Here is a 16,131-nt window from a genome sequence, read left to right as displayed (position 1 = left end):
CCGTCAGCTGACGGGGAGCGACCTTGTGGCCGTGACTCTAAGCCTGCGCCAATGAGGACACAGGCGGGTTCAGCTTGCTGCGGCTTCCAATGCCGCAACGGCCGGCAGTACCTTGCCTTCCACGTATTCGAGGAAGGCGCCGCCACCGGTAGAAATGTAGGAGACGCGCGACTCGACATCGTACTTGTCGATGGCCGCCAGGGTGTCGCCACCGCCGGCGATGGAGAAGGCGTCGCTCTCGGCGATGGCCATCGCCAGCTGCTCGGTGCCGTTGGCGAACTGTTCGATCTCGAACACGCCGACCGGGCCATTCCACAGAATGGTGCCGGCATCCTTGAGCAGCGCACCGAAGCGCGAGGCGGTCTCCGGACCGATATCCAGGATCATCTCGTCGTCCTGGACGTCGGCGACGGCACGCACGACGGCTTCGGCCTTGTCGGAGAACTCGGTGGCGACGACGACGTCGGTCGGCAGCGGGATCTCGACCTTGTCCATCAGTGCGCGAGCGGTATCGAGCAGGTCAGCCTCGTAGAGGGACTTGCCGACGTTGTAACCGGCCGCCGCGATGAAGGTGTTGGCGATGCCGCCACCGACGATCAGCTGATGGCACTTGTCGGACAGCGCCTTGAGCACGTCCAGCTTGGTGGAGACCTTGGAGCCGCCGACGATGGCGACCATCGGCGCACGCGGTGCGGCGAGTGCCTTCTCGAGGGCTTCCAGCTCGGCGGCCAGCAGCGGGCCGGCGCAGGCGTCCGGGGCGAAGCGTGCCACGCCATGGGTCGAGGCCTGGGCACGGTGCGCGGTGCCGAAGGCATCCATCACGTAGACATCGCACAGCGCGGCGTAGGCGCGGGACAGGGATTCCTCGTCCTTCTTCTCGCCCTTGTTGAAGCGCACGTTCTCCAGCAGCACGACCTCGCCTTCGGCGACATCCGGTGCCGTGTCGAGGTAGTCGTTGATCAGGCGCACCGGGCTGCCCAGCAGCTCGCCCAGATGTGTCGCGACCGGTGCCAGCGAGAACTGGTCTTCCGGCTCACCCTCGGTGGGGCGGCCCAGATGACTCATCAGCATCACGCGTGCGCCGGCGTCACGTGCCGCCTTGATGGTCGGCAGGCTGGCACGGATGCGCGCGTCGCTGGTCACCTGACCGTCGCGGATCGGCACGTTGAGATCTTCGCGGATCAGCACACGCTTTCCGGACAGGTCGAGGGCGGTCATCGTTTGCACGTTCATGACGGGTTCCTTGGTCGTGAATCGGTGGAGAGAGCTTCCCTCGCCAGAGGCGTTGTCATCTCGCAGGCGTGCCAATGGGTGGCGACGTCCAGCATGCGATTGGCAAAGCCCCATTCGTTGTCGAACCAGCACAGCATCTTGATCAGCCGGCCGCCGGCAACACGGGTCTGGGTCGCATCCACGATACCCGAGCGCGGATCGTGGTTGAAGTCGATGGAAGCCGTCGGCTCCTCGCTCAATCCCATCAGGCCCTGCAGGCGTTGTGCGCAGGCCTCGCGCAGCAGGTCATTGACCTCAGCGGCGCTCACGTCCCGCTTCACCTCGATGGACATGTCCATGCAGGACACGTTGATGGTCGGCACGCGCAGGTGCAGACATTCGAAGCGTCCTTCCAGGTGCGGCATCAGGCGGTTGATGCCCTTGGCCAGGCCGGTGTCCACCGGCACGATCGAACTCATCGCCGAGCGCGTCAGGCGCAGGTCCGTCTGGTGGTAGGCGTCGATCACCGGCTGGTCGTTCATCGCCGAGTGCACCGTGGTGGTGACGCCGCGCTCCAGCCCGAAGGCCTCTTCCAGCACCGTCAGAATCGGAATCAGGCAATTGGTGGTGCACGAGGCCGCCGAGACGATGCGCATGCCGCTGTCTGCCTGCCCCGCCTCGGCGGGGGCCAGCGCCGACTGGTTGATGCCGCACACGATGGTGGCATCGACATCGGCGTCGGTATCGCCGGGCTGGGAGAACAGCAGCCGGCCGGCGCCTGCCGTCAGATGCCGCTCGGCGGTGGCGCGGTCCTTGAAGCTGCCGGAGCACTCCAGCACCAGGTCAATCCCCAATGCCCGCCAGGGCAGGCAATCTGGATTGGCCTCGGACAGGATGCTGATCGCATGGCCGTTGACGACCAGCTGGCCGTCGCGCTGTTCCACCGTGCCGGGGAAGCGGCCGTGGGTGGTGTCGTAGCGGGTCAGATAGGTGATGGTGTCCAAGTCTGACAGCTCGTTGATCGCGACCACTTCCAGCGGCAGTGCCTCACCGCGTGCTTCACGTTCTACCAGCGCTCTCAGCACACACTGACCGATGCGTCCGTAGCCATTGATGGCCACTCGCAAGGGAGCGTTTCCCTGGCGTCGGGACGCCTTGTCTCCCTGGGGAGCGTCGGCGGTGGGCAGAGGCGGCTGGTGGTTCAAGGATGTCGTGTTCCGAGTGTTTTTCAGGGGGTCCATGGTAGCGCATCGCTTTGCTGGGCGGAGGGAGCGAAAGGCGCGCAAGCGCCTGATTTCTGGTTTTTTTCGTCTAAGGACACGTAGTCACACTACCCAACTGGAGGGGTTGTGTAGTCGCCGTCTGCGCTGTCTGTCGCGGGCATGATCGCCGGAGAATGACCGCTCATGCAGGATGAATCGTGTCATCAAGCCGCGACTCGTGTGAGCCACGTCGACTACAGGCGACAGCCGGTGACGCTTGAGGGCTCCTCGAGTGTCGCACAGACGAAAACGCCGCCGCTCCCAGCGGGAGGCGGCGGCGTCGATCTGCATCCCACTCCGTCATCGACGGGGTGGGTCAGGCGGTGATCAGCCCAGCAGCTTGTTGGCGCGTTCGACCACGTTCTCGACCGTGAAGCCGAAGTGCTTGAACAGGTCGCCAGCCGGCGCGGATTCCCCGAAGGTCTCCATGCCGATGATGTCGCCGTTCAGGCCGACATACTTGAACCAGTAGTCACGATGACCGGCTTCGATCGCCACGCGTGCGGTGACGGAAGACGGCAGCACGGATTCGCGGTATTCCGCGTCCTGCGCATCGAACAGGTCGGTGGCCGGCATGGACACGACACGCACGGCGCGACCGGCGGCTTCCAGCTCGGCAGCGGCATCCATCGCCAGGCCGACTTCGGAGCCGGTGGCGATCAGGATCACTTCCGGCTGGCCGTTGGCGGCGTCCTTCAGCACGTAACCGCCACGGCTGATGTTGGCCAGCTGGGCCTTGTCGCGGTTCTGGTGCGGCAGGTTCTGACGCGACAGGATCAGCGCGGTCGGGCCGGAGTGACGCTTGATGGCTGCATCCCACGCTGCCGCTGTCTCCACGGCATCCGCCGGACGCCAGGTGGACAGGTTCGGCGTGGTGCGCAGGCTGGTCAGCTGTTCGATCGGCTGGTGCGTCGGGCCATCTTCGCCCAGACCGATGGAGTCGTGGGTGAAGACGTAGACGGCCTGCTGACCCATCAGGGCGGCCATGCGAACGGCGTTGCGCATGTATTCCATGAAGATCAGGAAGGTCGCGCCGTACGGGATGAAGCCGCCGTGCAGACCGGCGCCGTTCATGATCGCGCCCATGCCGAACTCACGCACACCGTAGTGCAGGTAGTTGCCGCTGAAGTCTTCGCGGGTGATCGCCTGGGCGCCCTTCCAGAAGGTCAGGTTGGACGGAGCCAGGTCGGCACTGCCGCCGAGCAGTTCCGGCAGCTGCGGGCCGAGCTGGTTCAGGCATTCGAAGGAGGCCTTGCGCGAGGCCGGGCTGTCGCCGGCGGCCTGGGCATCCTCGATCATCTTCTCGCTGGTCAGGGCGTGCGGCAGCTTGCCTTCCAGGCGACGGGTGAACTCGGCGGCCAGTTCCGGGTGTGCTTCGGCGTAACGGGCAAAGAGTGCATCCCAGTCGCTCTCGAGCTTGGCGCCGCGCTCGCTGGCGTCCCAGCCCTGATAGATGTCTTCCGGAACGTGGAAGGGCGCGTGGGTCCAGCCCAGCTTCTCGCGGGTGGCAGCGACTTCGTCATCACCCAGCGGCGCGCCGTGGCAGGACTCGGTGCCTTCCTTGTTCGGGGAGCCGAAGCCGATCACGGTCTTGCAGATGATCAGGCTCGGCTTGTCGTCGTGGCTCTTGGCCAGCGCGATGGCGGCGTTGATCTCTTCCGGCTTGTGGCCGTCGACGTTGGAGACGACGTGCCAGCCGTAGGATTCGAAACGCTTGGCGGTGTCATCGGTGAACCAGCCTTCGACTTCGCCATCGATGGAGATGCCGTTGTCGTCATACAGGGCGATCAGCTTGCCCAGACCCAGGGTGCCGGCCAGCGAGCTGACCTCGTGGGAGATGCCTTCCATCATGCAACCGTCACCCAGGAAGCACCAGGTGGTGTGGTCGACGACGGTGTGACCCGGACGGTTGAACTGCGCCGCCAGTGTCTTCTCGGCGATCGCCATGCCGACGGCATTGGCCAGACCCTGACCCAGCGGACCGGTGGTGGTCTCGATGCCCGGCGCGTAGCCGTATTCCGGGTGACCGGCGGTCTTGGCGTGCAGCTGGCGGAAGTTCTGCAGGTCTTCAAGGCTCAGCTGATAACCCGAGAGGTGCAACAGGGAGTAGAGCAGCATGGAGCCATGGCCGTTGGACAGCACGAAGCGGTCACGATCGGCCCAGTTCGGGTTGGCCGGGTTGTGCTTGAGGTGGTCGTTCCAGAGCACTTCAGCGATGTCGGCCATGCCCATGGGGGCGCCGGGGTGGCCAGACTTGGCCTTCTGAACGGCGTCCATGGAAAGTGCACGGATGGCGTTGGCCAGGTCAAAACGGGAAGGCATGCAGTAGCTCCTCGCCTGCGGGCGTCAAGAGTGGGGCAATGAATCACGGCGTGCTGCGCCGGACGCTCAGTGCATCCCGAGAGCCAGGGCATGCTGCTGCCTGGGTCTCCTTCAGGACTGTGCGCCTGAAACAGTGCGCCGGAAAGGACAGTGCGTCGCGTGAACCTTGTACGCGCGGACTCGCGTCCGAGCGTGATCTCCGGGCGGGTATTGTCACCGAGATGACAGGGCGCGGCAAATCGCATCCGGGATGTGCGCTCGTCCAAAGGTGGCAATGGCTTATTACCCTGTGTGCAGCGCTTGTCGCAAAAAGGTCTCGATTGGACGGCCCCACGGGCCCCATTGCGCTAGGAACTCACATAAGTGGCGTGTAAACTCGCCCCCCCGAGGCTCAACCGCCCGTGTTGAGCTTCATCGTGCGCCGCAAGCGTGTTTCTACTCGGTCGTCAACGCAGTCTGCCGTCAGTGGCCGAATCATCCCCGCATCCGAAAAGAGGGTCGAGGACCAATGAGCGAATACTCACTCTTCACATCCGAGTCCGTGTCCGAAGGGCATCCGGACAAGATTGCCGACCAGATTTCCGACGCCGTGCTCGATGCCATCATCGCGCGCGACAAGCAGGCACGCGTGGCGTGCGAAACGCTCGTCAAGACAGGCGTTGCCATCGTGGCCGGTGAGATCTCCACCAGCGCGTGGGTGGATCTCGAGGAGCTGGTACGTCGTGTCATCACCGATATCGGCTATACCTCTTCCGACGTCGGCTTCGACGGCGAGACCTGTGGTGTCCTCAACCTGATCGGCAAGCAGAGCATCGATATCGCCCAGGGCGTCGATCGCACCAAGCCGGAAGATCAGGGCGCGGGCGACCAGGGCCTGATGTTCGGCTACGCCACCAACGAGACCGACTCCTTCATGCCGGCGCCGATCCACTACGCTCACCGTCTGGTGGAGCGTCAGGCGGAACTGCGCAAGAACGGCATGCTGCCGTGGCTGCGTCCGGATGCGAAGAGCCAGGTCACCTTCCGCTACGACGAAGCCGGCAAGCCGGTCGCCGTCGAAGCCGTCGTGCTGTCGACCCAGCATGACCCGGAAGTGTCCCAGGAAGACCTGCGCGCGATGGTCAAGCGCGAGATCATCGAGCAGGTGCTGCCGGCCGAGTGGCTGTCCGAGACCACCGAATACCACATCAACCCGACCGGCAACTTCGTCATCGGTGGCCCGGTGGGTGACTGTGGTCTGACGGGTCGCAAGATCATCGTCGACACCTACGGCGGCATGGCCCGTCACGGCGGTGGTGCCTTCTCCGGCAAGGACCCGTCCAAGGTCGACCGCAGCGCCGCCTATGCCGGTCGCTACGTGGCCAAGAACGTCGTCGCCAGCGGCCTGGCCGACAAGTGCGAGATCCAGGTCTCCTACGCCATCGGTGTCGCCGAGCCGACCTCCGTCTCGATCAACACCTTCGGCACCGGCAAGATCAGCGATGCCAAGATCGTCGAGCTGGTGCGCGAGCACTTCGACCTGCGTCCGTACGCCATCACCACCATGCTGGACCTGGCGCACCCGATGTATCAGCTGACCGCTGCCTACGGCCACTTCGGTCGTGAGCCGTTCGAGCACAGCTACAGCTGGACCGACGTGAGCGGCGAGCAGAAGACCGAAACCTTCACTGCCTTCCCGTGGGAAAAGACCGATCGTGCCGCTGGCCTCAAGGCTGCCGCTGGCCTGTAAACTCGCCAGCTCGACAGGCCTGGCAGGTGGCGGACGTCTCGCCCCTCGCTTTCGGCGCCATGACAAGAAAACCCGCCTCGGCGGGTTTTCTTGTCTCTGGCCCTCCTTCGGACAGCAACAGGAGAGATGCTCAGTGGCTGATCTACGCTATCTCAAGGGCTACGCCCCCGAGATCCAACAGCAGGCGAGTGAACTGCTGGCGTCGGGCAAGACGGCAGCCTTCTTCCTCGGCAAGTATCCCGAGCCTCATCAGCTGCAGGGTGCGCGGGCGCTGCATGACTACACCATGGCGCTGAAGAATCGGTATCTGCGCAGCTCGGCGCCGATCAGCAAGGTGATCTACGACGACCGGATTCACGTCATCGACAACGCCCTGGGGCTGCACACCTTCGTGTCGCGGGTGCAGGGCAACAAGCTCAAGGCCAAGAACGAGATCCGTATCTCGTCGCTGTTCCGTCGCCTGCCGGAGCCACTGCTCAACATGATCGTGGTGCATGAGCTGGCGCATCTGCGCGAGAAGGCCCACGACAAGGCGTTCTACCGGCTCTGCTGTCACATGCAGCCGGAGTATCATCAACGTGAGTTCGAGCTGCGTCTCTATCTCTGCCACCGTGAACGCCACGGCGATCTCTGGTAGCCGCGCTCCGTTCTGGTAGCCATGAGCCGATCTGGACAGTCACGCTCAGTTCAGACAGCCACGCGGCCGCTCACGCGACAGAAGAACTGGAAAGAATGACAAGGACGTCATGCCATCAGGGGTATCGGCGCCACTGCAAAGGACCGTTTTCGGATGCTCAATCTCGCTGCACTGTTCATCACCATCACTGCCGTGTGCATGTGGTTCAATCATCGTGTCCTGCGCCTGCCGCCGACCATCGGCGTGATGGCCATCGGCCTGGTGCTGTCGCTGGGCGTGATCGGGCTCGATCACTTCGCGGTGACCACCGTCGTGGCCGATACCGCGGAAGACTGGTTGGGCCGCATCAACTTCAACAGCCTGCTGATGGACGGCATGCTGTCCTTCCTGCTGTTTGCCGGCGCGCTGCACGTGGACCTCTCGCGCCTCAAGGCCTACAGGCGCTCCATCGGCCTGCTGGCCACGCTGGGCGTGCTGATCTCGACGCTGGTGATCGGCTCCGCCGCCTGGTGGCTGTTCCAGTGGGCCGGTATCGAGGTGCCCTACCTGTATTGCCTGGTGTTCGGTGCGCTGATCTCGCCCACCGACCCGATCGCCGTGCTCGGCATCATGCGCAGTGCCGGCGCGCCTGCCGACATGGAAATCCGCATCGTCGGCGAATCGCTGTTCAATGATGGCGTGGCGGTGGTGCTGTTCACCGCGCTGCTGAGCGCGGCGTCGGCCGGCAGCGGCGAGGTCGAACTCGGCCACATGGGGCTCTTGTTCCTCGAGGAAGCCGGCGGCGGCATCCTGCTCGGGCTGGCGCTGGGCGCGCTGGTCTACCAGCTGATGCGCAGCATCGACCAGTATCAGGTCGAGGTGATGCTGAGTCTGGCGCTGGTGCTGGGCGGCTATGCGCTGGCCTCGGCGCTGCATGTCTCCGGCCCCATCGCGATGGTGGTGGCGGGGCTGATCATCGGCAACATGGCGCGTGATGGCGCCATGTCCGACAACACCCGCCGCTATCTGGACGGCTTCTGGGAGCTGGTCGACGAGATTCTCAACGCGGTGCTGTTCGTGCTGATCGGCCTCGAACTGGTACTGATGCCGATCACGCTGACCTCGATCGGCATCGCGCTGGTGCTGGTGGCGGTGATTCTGCTCTCGCGCCTGGCGCTGATCGGTCTTCCGCTGAGCCTCTTGCGCCGCTGGTACACCTTCCGCCCAGGCACCACGCGCGTGCTCACCTGGGGCGGCCTGCGCGGTGGCATCTCGGTGGCGCTGGCGCTGGCGATTCCCGAAGGCGACTTCCGCGAGCCGCTGGTGGTCACCACCTACATCATCGTGCTGTTCTCGATCCTCGTGCAGGGGTTGAGCATCGGCAAGCTGGTGACGGCGGTGGTCGGCGATCGCAGCCACTCGGGAGAGTCGAACGACAAGCACTGAGTCAGAGTCGGCCAATGCAAACGCCCCTTCACTGGCAGCAGTGAGGGGGCGTTTGCGTTTCGGTCGCGAGGCGCCAGCCAAGGGCAGTTTGCTGGCGGGTCAAAGGGCTGCCAGGCCCCGGGCAAAGACACCGCTGAGGGGTTTCACCTCACCCGCTTGCTTCGCGCGGGCGACAGCGGGCTGGCGCATCAGGGTCAGCAGCAGGTCGCGCCCCGCCAGCAGCGGGTCGACCACCGGCAGGCCGACCTCTGACGCGATGGCATCACGCAGCGGCCCCATCGCAGCGCAGCCCAGCACGATGCTGCCGGCACCGCTGGCTCTGGCGTGTTCACAGCTCTCCAGCAATGCCGCGGGGGGAGTGCGCGCCTCGGACAGCGCGAGTACCGGTACGTCACAGGCCAGCAGCGCCTTGCACAGGGGGCGCATCGCATAGCGCTCCAGCAGCTGCTCGGACATCGGCAGCGTGCTGGTCATGCTGGTGACGATGGCAAAGGAGGGAGCCGCCAGCGTGGCCATGTGCATGGCGGCCTGGGCGATGCCGATCACCGGCACGGGGCTCAGTTCGCGTGCGGCCTCGAGGCCGGGGTCACCGAAGCAGGCCAGCAGATAGCCATCGGCGGGCGGGGTCTCCAGCAGGCCCTCACGATCACGGGCGATCAGCGCCAGCAGCGCGACCACCGCCATGGCTTCCTCGACGGCGGTCTCGATGCTGGGGGCGCCATGCTCGGCAGTCAGCACCTCGAGGTGGACGTCCCGGGCGAGCTGCCGTTGCAGCGAGTGCGCCATCTGCTGGCTCATCGCCTGGCTGGTGTTGGGATTGATGACCTTGAGACGCAACATGGCGGGCTCTCTCATGATGGTGGGCTCGTGATGGACTTTCGCGTGACGGGCTTTTTCGTGACGGGCTTTCTCGTGACGGCGCGCGCCGGATGCGAGGCCGTGCGAGCGGAGCACACAAAACACGAGCAGCATCCGTGCCAGTCCCGGCGACACCTGCTGGCGCAACGTTCGTTTCATTGGTGACGCGCTGCTGTGGTGCATATGGCTAATACAGCGGAAGTTGATGGTGCTTGATGTCTCAGGAGTTGCCGCGCGCATGGCATTACTGGCAGGGGTTGTTGCGCAGAGCGGGCTTTGGGGAAAACGCTTGGAGATTGAAAATCCGCAACAAGTGTTTCACTGGCACGCTTGTTGATAAGGGGAGGGTATGGCGAGGCATGACGCCTCGTGACTGGCCCATGGCCCACAAGCCCCTCTGGAGACAACAATGACACCCCAGACTCCCCCTGATCTGAGCAACGCGAGCAAGCGGCTCATCAATGAGGACCTCGCCCCCTGCGAGCAGAACTGGAACTGGTACAACATCTTCTCGTTCTGGATGTCCGATGTGCACAGCGTCGGTGGCTACGTCTTTGCCGCCAGTCTGTTCACCCTGGGGCTGGCCAGCTGGCAGATTCTGGTCTCGATGCTGGTCGGCATTCTGGTGGTGCAGGTGTTCGCCAATCTGATCTCGCGGCCCAGCCAGCAGACGGGGGTGCCCTTCCCGGTGGTCTGCCGTCAGTCCTTCGGCATCTATGGTGCCAACATTCCTGCGATCATCCGCGGGCTGATCGCGGTGGTGTGGTACGGCATCCAGACGTATCTGGCGGCGCATGCCTTGATGCTGGTGCTGCTGCGCTATGTGCCGTCGCTGGAAGGGCTGACCGAGACCCAGCTGTTCGGGCTCTCGCAGCTGGGTTGGTACTGCTTCCTGTTCATGTGGGTGCTGCAGGCGCTGGTGTTCTGGTGGGGCATGAATGCGGTGCGGCGCTTCATCGATTTCGCCGGGCCAGCCGTCTATGTGGTGATGTTCGCGCTGGCGGGCTGGATCGTCTGGCAGGCCGGCTGGGACAACATCAGCTTCACGCTGGGTAGCAAGACGCTCTCGGGCAGCGACGCCCTGTGGCAGATGGTGATCGCCGCGGCGCTGGTGGCGGGCTACTTCGCGGGGCCGACGCTCAACTTCGGAGACTTCTCGCGCTACTGCGCTACCCCCGGTGATGTGAAGCGCGGCAATTTCTGGGGCCTGCCGGTCAACTTCCTGTTGTTTGCCGTCATCACCGTGGTGGTGGTGTCCGGCACGCAGCCCATCTTCGGCGAGATGTTGCATGACCCGATGGAGACCGTCGCCCGCATCGACAATGGCGTCGCGGCAGCGCTGGGCATCCTGACCCTGGTGCTGGCGACCATCGGCATCAACATCGTGGCCAACTTCGTGTCCCCGGCGTTCGACTTCTCCAATGTGGCACCGTCCCGCATCAGCTGGCGCATGGGCGGCATGCTCGCCGCCGTCGGCTCCATCTTCATCACGCCGTGGAATCTGTTCAACAACCCGGAGATCATCCAGTACACCGTGGGCATCCTCGCCGCGGCCATCGGGCCGGTGTATGGCGTGATCCTGTTCGACCACTATCTGGTCAACAAGGGCGGCATCAACACCAAGGCGCTGTTCACCGACAGCGCGGAAGGCGAGTACTTCTTCGAGAAGGGCGTCAACGTCGCGGCGGTCAAGGCGCTGCTGGTCTCCTCGGCGGTGACGCTGATCATCAGCTTCCTGCCGCTGGGCGACATCACCCACTTCACGCTGTTCATCGGCGGTCTGATGGCGGCAGGGCTTTATGGCATCTTCTCGGGGTACTGGCTGGGAGATGCCGCCTCTGCACGCATCTATGTACCGGCCGGGGTACGCCAGAAGATGTCATGACGCTCAGGCCGTGAGCTGGCATTGCCTTGGCTTTACCTTCAGCGCCCTGCTGTCGCCACCGATATGGATGACGACAGCAGGGCGCTTTCGTTCGTGTTGCCGGCACATTCTTGTTGCCGACACCTCTTTGCCCTTGCTTCGCCTGGCCGGCCTGATGACGCAGCACATTGTCTTGTCAGGCAGACGGTAATCTTGCGTTTACTGATCAACTCTTTATTCCAGTGAGGTGTGCTCTGCGCGCGGTGTAACATTGGCTGATGCTACCGAGTGTCGAGGATGGAACATGCCGCTTCATGAACATCTGATATTGCCGGGCAGGGACGGTTCGGATATCGAAGCGCAGCACTATCGCACGCGAATCAACAATACCTTCATCATGTTCGCCATGGCGTGCTTCGCCTGCTTCCTGCTGTTTGACTATTTCCAGGTGCCGTCTGCCTGGCAGGCGTTGTGGGTGGGGCGGCTGATCATCTTCCTCTGCTGCCTGCTGTGCATCCTCCAGCTGCGCCGCGGCGGCGTGCATTCGGACAAGATCCTGCTGGCCGGGGCGATACCCGCCAATCTGTTCTTCTGCTTCGGTGCCGCGCTGATTCCGGATGCGCTGACGCTGACGTTGTGGAACCTGAGTTTCTCGACCTGCATGCTGATCGCCATGCCTGCCTGGCTGGTGTGGGGCTGGCGCTACCAGCTGGCCAGCAGCCTGCCGCTGATACTGTGTTATGTGCCCATCTATGTGTGGCTGAGCCCCTTGTCGTTGACGACATTGGCCGGCGCTGGTGGTGCCTACATCCTGGGGACCCTCTTCATCGCGCCGGCACTGGCGCATGCCCGAGCCTCGACCTTCCATCGCACCATCCGGCTGCAGCGCACGCTGGAGGCGCGCAATCTCGAATTGCACGACATGAATCAGCGGTTGCTCACCCAGCAGAACGAGCTGGAATACCGCGCCAATCATGATCTGCTGACGGGGCTGCCCAATCGCCGTTTCGGCTTTGATTTTCTCGAGCGGATGCTGGCCGAGAGCACGAGCACTCGGCAATGCATGTCGATCCTGTTCGTGGATGTCGATCGCCTGAAGCACGTCAACGACAGCTTCGGGCACGCCGAGGGGGATCGCCTGATCCAGCTGGTGGCCCGGAGTGTCGCCCAGGCGGCCGGTGAAGACGGTCTGGCATGCCGCCTGGGCGGCGATGAATTCCTGGTCGTGATGCCCGGTGCCTGTGATATGGCCAGCCAGCAGGCGACGACCCAGCTGATGCGCCATCTTCAGGAGCAACGCCTGGAGCAGCAAATCCCCTTCCCGGTCGAGGTCAGCATCGGGCGCGTCACCCACGACCCGGTATTGCAGGGCGATGTGGATGTCGATGATCTGATCCATATCGCGGATGACCGCATGTATCGTCAGAAGCGCGCTCGGCGGCGGGCCATGGCGGGCGCCAACGACCCTCAGGCATAAAAAAGCCCGCGATCTTCCCCTCATTCATGCTGCAAGTGATTGATGGCAATGGCTGTCATCGCTTTTTCATGTCGCTGTTACGGGTATGTCATCGCCTCCCCTCAGTCTTGCTGGGCAACGACAGGGGCCATCTGCGCCTCGCCTGTCGATTCCGCCTGGCAACCCAGAGGTGACTGACATGACCGCTCCGCAATCGGCTCCCCGTGCTGAAATGCCGCCTGCTTCCGACGCTCTCGGTCAGGTTCGCACGCTGTTCATCTCCGATGTGCATCTGGGGACCCCGGACTGCCAGGCGGCGCTGCTTGCGAAGCTGCTGCGTCGCGTGCGCCCCGAACGCCTGTATCTGGTCGGCGATATCGTCGACCTGCTGGCGATGCGCAAGCGTGCGGTGCTCGACAAGGACCAGCAGGCGCTGGTGGCGCGGGTGCTGCGTCTGGCGCGCAGCGGCTGCGAGGTCATCTACATTCCCGGCAATCATGATGCCGCCTTCCGTCGCCTGTGCGGCCTGAAGCTGCACAACGTGAGCATCGAGCGGCGCGCGATCCATACCACCGGCAGCGGTCGTCGCCTGCTGGTCTCCCACGGCGATGAATTCGACACCCATGTGCGCATCGCGCCGTGGCTGCTCAAGCTGGGCGATGGCATGCACGGCTTCATCCTGTCGCTCAACCGCTGGTGCAACCGCGCGCGTGGCATGTTCGGGCTGCCGTACTGGTCGCTGGCCAGCGCGCTCAAGCGTCGTAGCGGCACTGCCCAGCGCTATGTGGCCCAGTTCGAGGAAGCCGCCATGCGTCAGGCGCGCCTCGAAGGTCTGGATGGCTATGTCGGGGGGCACATCCACCAGGCGGGCTTTCGGGTCGAGGAAGGCGTGCTCTACTGCAACGACGGCGACTGGGTCGAGCACTGCACCGCGCTGGCGGAAGATGCCGAAGGCGCGCTGCACCTGATCGACTGGCAGGGTCAGATCATCGAGACAGCGCCGCGCCATCTGATGCCGCGCCCGGCGCCGGCCGCGACGCCCGACGCCGTCACGCCCGAGATGGCTGGCGCCTGAGCCTCACCCCAGGCCGCTGATCGCCAGCATCCATGACAGATACAGCGGGATGATCAGCGGCGCCGCCAGGGTGGTCAGCATCACCGCGATCGCGCCCTTGGCCGGCTGGATATTCAGTTCGATGGCCAGCACGACCACATTGGCGGCCATCGGTACCACGCCCAGCAGCAGCAACACCTGCGCCAGCACCGGGTCGAGGGCGAACAGGCTGCCCAGCAGCATCACGCTGCCCAGACTCAGCAATGGCCACATCACGAAGCGCAGACCGGTCGCGGCCAGAATGAAGCGCGGGTCGATCTCGCGCAGGCTGACACCGCCCAGCGTCATGCCGATGATCATCATGCCCAGCACCGTGTAGCTGTACTTGAAGTAGTCGAGTCCCTCCATCACCGCCCCCGGTACCTCGAGCCCCAGCGTCCCCACCAGCAGAGCGGCCAGAAAGGCGTAGATCAGCGGCAGACGCACGATCTTGACCAGACTCTGGCGCATCGAGAACTGCCCGCGCGCACTGACGTAGAAGCCCAGCGTGAACTCATACAGCGTGATGCCGAGCAGGCAGAACAGGTACTGGGTCACGCCTTCCGGCGGCAGCAACAGCATCGCGACCGGCAGGCCGAAGTAGCCGGTATTGCCGGTGCCGGAGGAGAAGGCGAGCAGGGCGGCTTCCTGCGGCGGGAAGAACTTCGCGGCCAGCGGGCGCACCAGCAGGCAGATACTGCTGGCCAGCGAGAACAGTCCCAGCGTCAGGCCCAGGTCACTCAGCGATGGCTCGCCGAGCACCAGCCCGCGGAAGAAGGTCAGCGGCGCGATCACGTAGATCAGCAAGGTGGCGATGGGGCGCGGGTCGATCGCGAGGCGGCGTGCGCAGAGGGCGCCGAGGGCGACGAAGGTGATCAGCATCCAGAGCGGTTGCTGCAGATCGATGTGGTCCATCACGGTTCCTTGTGAAGCGTCATTGTCCTTTTGGCTCATCATGCCGTGTGGCCCCTGTCAGCGTCATCTCATGAATGTCGCGCATTGCGCCTTTCCTTGATCCGGCTGCGCATCGCGTGGTTGCGCACCTGGTGAGGGGCAGGACTGAGGGACAGGACTACGGGGCAGGACGCCACTGTCAGCAATGGTTATAAACACGCACTTTCTTATATGAATGGTATTGAAGTTGAGGCGAAAACCTTTCATTGGCCGGGGTCGGCGGCGGCGGTCAGAATGCTCGACATGCAGTGCAAGGGCGGTGGCGTGACGCGCCGGACGTGTATTGCTGCACGCACACCGCGAAGTGTGCGGCGATAACGACATCAATGCCGGACACGACGACCACGAGGGCCGCCCCATGAGTGCAAGCGAACATCCGTCAGGGATCAGCTTCGAATTCTTTCCGCCGAATACCGAGGCCGGGCGTGAAAAGCTCAAGGGGGTTCGCGATCAGCTGGCGGCGCTGGAGCCGGAGTTCTTCTCCGTCACCTATGGCGCGGGTGGCTCCACGCGTGAGCGCACCTTCAACACCGTGCAGTCGGTCAGCGCCAGCGGCATCTGCACCGCGCCGCACCTGTCGTGTGTCGGCAGTGACCGCGGTGAGCTGCGCGAGATCCTGGCGCAATATCGCGAAAATGGCGTCAAGCGCCTGGTGGCGTTGCGCGGGGACCTGCCCTCCGGGATGGGTTTGCGCAGCGAGCTGCGTTACGCCAACGAGCTGGTCGAGTTCGTGCGCGAGGAGACCGGCGATCACTTCGAGATCGCGGTGGCAGCCTATCCGGAGTGCCATCCGCAGGCCGACAACTACCACAGCGATCTCGAGAACTTCGCGCGCAAGATGCAGGCCGGCGCCGATATCGCCATCACCCAGTACTTCTTCAATGCCGATGCCTACTTCCACTTCGTGGAGCGCGCGCGTGCCGCCGGCATCGAGCAGCCGATCATCCCGGGGATCATGCCGATCACCAACTACACCCGGCTGGCGCGTTTTTCCGATTCCTGCGGGGCGGACATCCCGCGCTGGCTTCGCCGGCAGCTCGAGAGCTATGGCGATGACAGCGAGAGCCTCCAGGCCTTCGGTACCGAGGTGATCTCGCGCATGAGTCAGCGTCTGCTGGATGGCGGCGCGCCGGGCCTGCATTTCTATACCCTCAATCAGGCCGAGCCGTGTCTCAAGGTGCTGGAAAATCTGGGGATCTCTTCTCGTTGAGTCACGCGCGCCGGGTGTTCGCGACAAGTAATTGGAAGAGCGGCATTGAATGTGGCGTCGCTCGCCCTGAGGTCTGACGGGTAGCCGCTTGTGACAGCGGCCCGCAAGC

12 protein-coding genes are annotated in these 16,131 nt (G+C 64.1%); 7 read left to right on the top strand and 5 right to left on the bottom strand.

Annotated features, from left to right (window positions below):
* Positions 1–69 precede the first annotated feature (69 nt).
* The 3 genes from MSG32_RS13360 to tkt all read right to left on the bottom strand — a co-directional run bounded on the left by MSG32_RS13360 (position 70) and on the right by tkt (position 4,796).
* On the bottom strand, positions 70–1,233 hold the full coding sequence (locus MSG32_RS13360; RefSeq protein ID WP_248380221.1) for a phosphoglycerate kinase: 1,164 nt from the start codon (positions 1,231–1,233) through the stop codon (positions 70–72).
* Complete coding sequence (locus MSG32_RS13355) at positions 1,230–2,339, bottom strand: glyceraldehyde 3-phosphate dehydrogenase NAD-binding domain-containing protein (RefSeq protein ID WP_248380219.1); 1,110 nt, start codon at positions 2,337–2,339, stop codon at positions 1,230–1,232. The genes MSG32_RS13360 and MSG32_RS13355 overlap by 4 nt, the downstream gene beginning before the upstream one ends.
* A gap of 462 nt (positions 2,340–2,801) precedes the next feature.
* Positions 2,802–4,796, bottom strand: coding sequence for a transketolase (gene tkt, locus MSG32_RS13350; RefSeq protein WP_248380217.1), 1,995 nt, complete (start codon positions 4,794–4,796; stop codon positions 2,802–2,804).
* 508 nt (positions 4,797–5,304) lie between these two features.
* On the opposite strand from tkt, the gene metK reads away from it, so the two are divergent.
* The 3 genes from metK (at position 5,305) to MSG32_RS13335 (ending at position 8,587) form a co-directional block, all read left to right on the top strand.
* On the top strand, positions 5,305–6,525 hold the full coding sequence (gene metK / locus MSG32_RS13345; protein WP_043335733.1) for a methionine adenosyltransferase: 1,221 nt from the start codon (positions 5,305–5,307) through the stop codon (positions 6,523–6,525).
* Positions 6,526–6,658: 133 nt separating this feature from the next.
* Positions 6,659–7,162 carry a YgjP-like metallopeptidase domain-containing protein gene (locus tag MSG32_RS13340; protein ID WP_216061197.1) on the top strand — a complete coding sequence of 168 codons (504 nt, stop codon included), beginning with the start codon at positions 6,659–6,661 and terminating at the stop codon, positions 7,160–7,162.
* A gap of 153 nt (positions 7,163–7,315) precedes the next feature.
* Positions 7,316–8,587 (top strand): sodium:proton antiporter, encoded by a 1,272-nt coding sequence (locus tag MSG32_RS13335; RefSeq protein WP_054556326.1) that lies wholly within the window; start codon positions 7,316–7,318, stop codon positions 8,585–8,587.
* A gap of 99 nt (positions 8,588–8,686) precedes the next feature.
* Here MSG32_RS13335 and MSG32_RS13330 read toward each other — a convergent pair whose 3' ends face one another.
* Positions 8,687–9,442 carry an aspartate/glutamate racemase family protein gene (locus MSG32_RS13330; RefSeq protein WP_248380215.1) on the bottom strand — a complete coding sequence of 252 codons (756 nt, stop codon included), beginning with the start codon at positions 9,440–9,442 and terminating at the stop codon, positions 8,687–8,689.
* Positions 9,443–9,854: 412 nt separating this feature from the next.
* On the opposite strand from MSG32_RS13330, the gene MSG32_RS13325 reads away from it, so the two are divergent.
* From MSG32_RS13325 to MSG32_RS13315, 3 genes are all read left to right on the top strand, one after another.
* Positions 9,855–11,330 carry an NCS1 family nucleobase:cation symporter-1 gene (locus tag MSG32_RS13325; RefSeq protein WP_131431037.1) on the top strand — a complete coding sequence of 492 codons (1,476 nt, stop codon included), beginning with the start codon at positions 9,855–9,857 and terminating at the stop codon, positions 11,328–11,330.
* A gap of 283 nt (positions 11,331–11,613) precedes the next feature.
* The gene (locus MSG32_RS13320; RefSeq protein ID WP_248380207.1) at positions 11,614–12,786 is read left to right on the top strand and encodes a GGDEF domain-containing protein; all 1,173 of its coding nucleotides are present in this window, start codon (positions 11,614–11,616) and stop codon (positions 12,784–12,786) included.
* Positions 12,787–12,964: 178 nt separating this feature from the next.
* Positions 12,965–13,840: a UDP-2,3-diacylglucosamine diphosphatase gene (locus tag MSG32_RS13315; RefSeq protein ID WP_248380205.1), complete on the top strand. Its 876-nt coding sequence runs from the start codon at positions 12,965–12,967 to the stop codon at positions 13,838–13,840.
* A 3-nt stretch (positions 13,841–13,843) separates the two neighbouring features.
* On the opposite strand, the gene MSG32_RS13310 is transcribed toward MSG32_RS13315, so the two are convergent.
* Positions 13,844–14,773 carry an AEC family transporter gene (locus tag MSG32_RS13310; RefSeq protein ID WP_054556323.1) on the bottom strand — a complete coding sequence of 310 codons (930 nt, stop codon included), beginning with the start codon at positions 14,771–14,773 and terminating at the stop codon, positions 13,844–13,846.
* A 397-nt stretch (positions 14,774–15,170) separates the two neighbouring features.
* Here MSG32_RS13310 and metF point away from each other — a divergent pair, with 397 nt between their 5' ends.
* Complete coding sequence (gene metF, locus MSG32_RS13305; protein ID WP_248380203.1) at positions 15,171–16,022, top strand: methylenetetrahydrofolate reductase [NAD(P)H]; 852 nt, start codon at positions 15,171–15,173, stop codon at positions 16,020–16,022.
* Positions 16,023–16,131 lie beyond the last annotated feature (109 nt).

Source organism: Cobetia sp. 1CM21F (assembly GCF_023161745.1).
Taxonomy (GTDB): Bacteria; Pseudomonadota; Gammaproteobacteria; order Pseudomonadales; family Halomonadaceae; genus Cobetia; species Cobetia amphilecti.
The sequence above is the reverse complement of the archived record's forward strand: the minus strand, read 5'-3'. Positions and strand labels throughout refer to the sequence as shown.

Bases quoted from the DNA above. Each gene is read 5' to 3' on its own strand.
- MSG32_RS13360 (WP_248380221.1), bottom strand. From the start codon at position 1,233: ATGAACGTGCAAACGATGACCGCCCTCGACCTGTCCGGAAAGCGTGTG.
- tkt (WP_248380217.1), bottom strand. From the start codon at position 4,796: ATGCCTTCCCGTTTTGACCTGGCCAACGCCATCCGTGCACTTTCCATG.
- metK (WP_043335733.1), top strand. From the start codon at position 5,305: ATGAGCGAATACTCACTCTTCACATCCGAGTCCGTGTCCGAAGGGCAT.
- MSG32_RS13335 (WP_054556326.1), top strand. From the start codon at position 7,316: ATGCTCAATCTCGCTGCACTGTTCATCACCATCACTGCCGTGTGCATG.
- MSG32_RS13330 (WP_248380215.1), bottom strand. From the start codon at position 9,442: ATGAGAGAGCCCGCCATGTTGCGTCTCAAGGTCATCAATCCCAACACC.
- MSG32_RS13325 (WP_131431037.1), top strand. From the start codon at position 9,855: ATGACACCCCAGACTCCCCCTGATCTGAGCAACGCGAGCAAGCGGCTC.
- MSG32_RS13320 (WP_248380207.1), top strand. From the start codon at position 11,614: ATGCCGCTTCATGAACATCTGATATTGCCGGGCAGGGACGGTTCGGAT.
- MSG32_RS13315 (WP_248380205.1), top strand. From the start codon at position 12,965: ATGACCGCTCCGCAATCGGCTCCCCGTGCTGAAATGCCGCCTGCTTCC.
- MSG32_RS13310 (WP_054556323.1), bottom strand. From the start codon at position 14,773: ATGGACCACATCGATCTGCAGCAACCGCTCTGGATGCTGATCACCTTC.
- metF (WP_248380203.1), top strand. From the start codon at position 15,171: ATGAGTGCAAGCGAACATCCGTCAGGGATCAGCTTCGAATTCTTTCCG.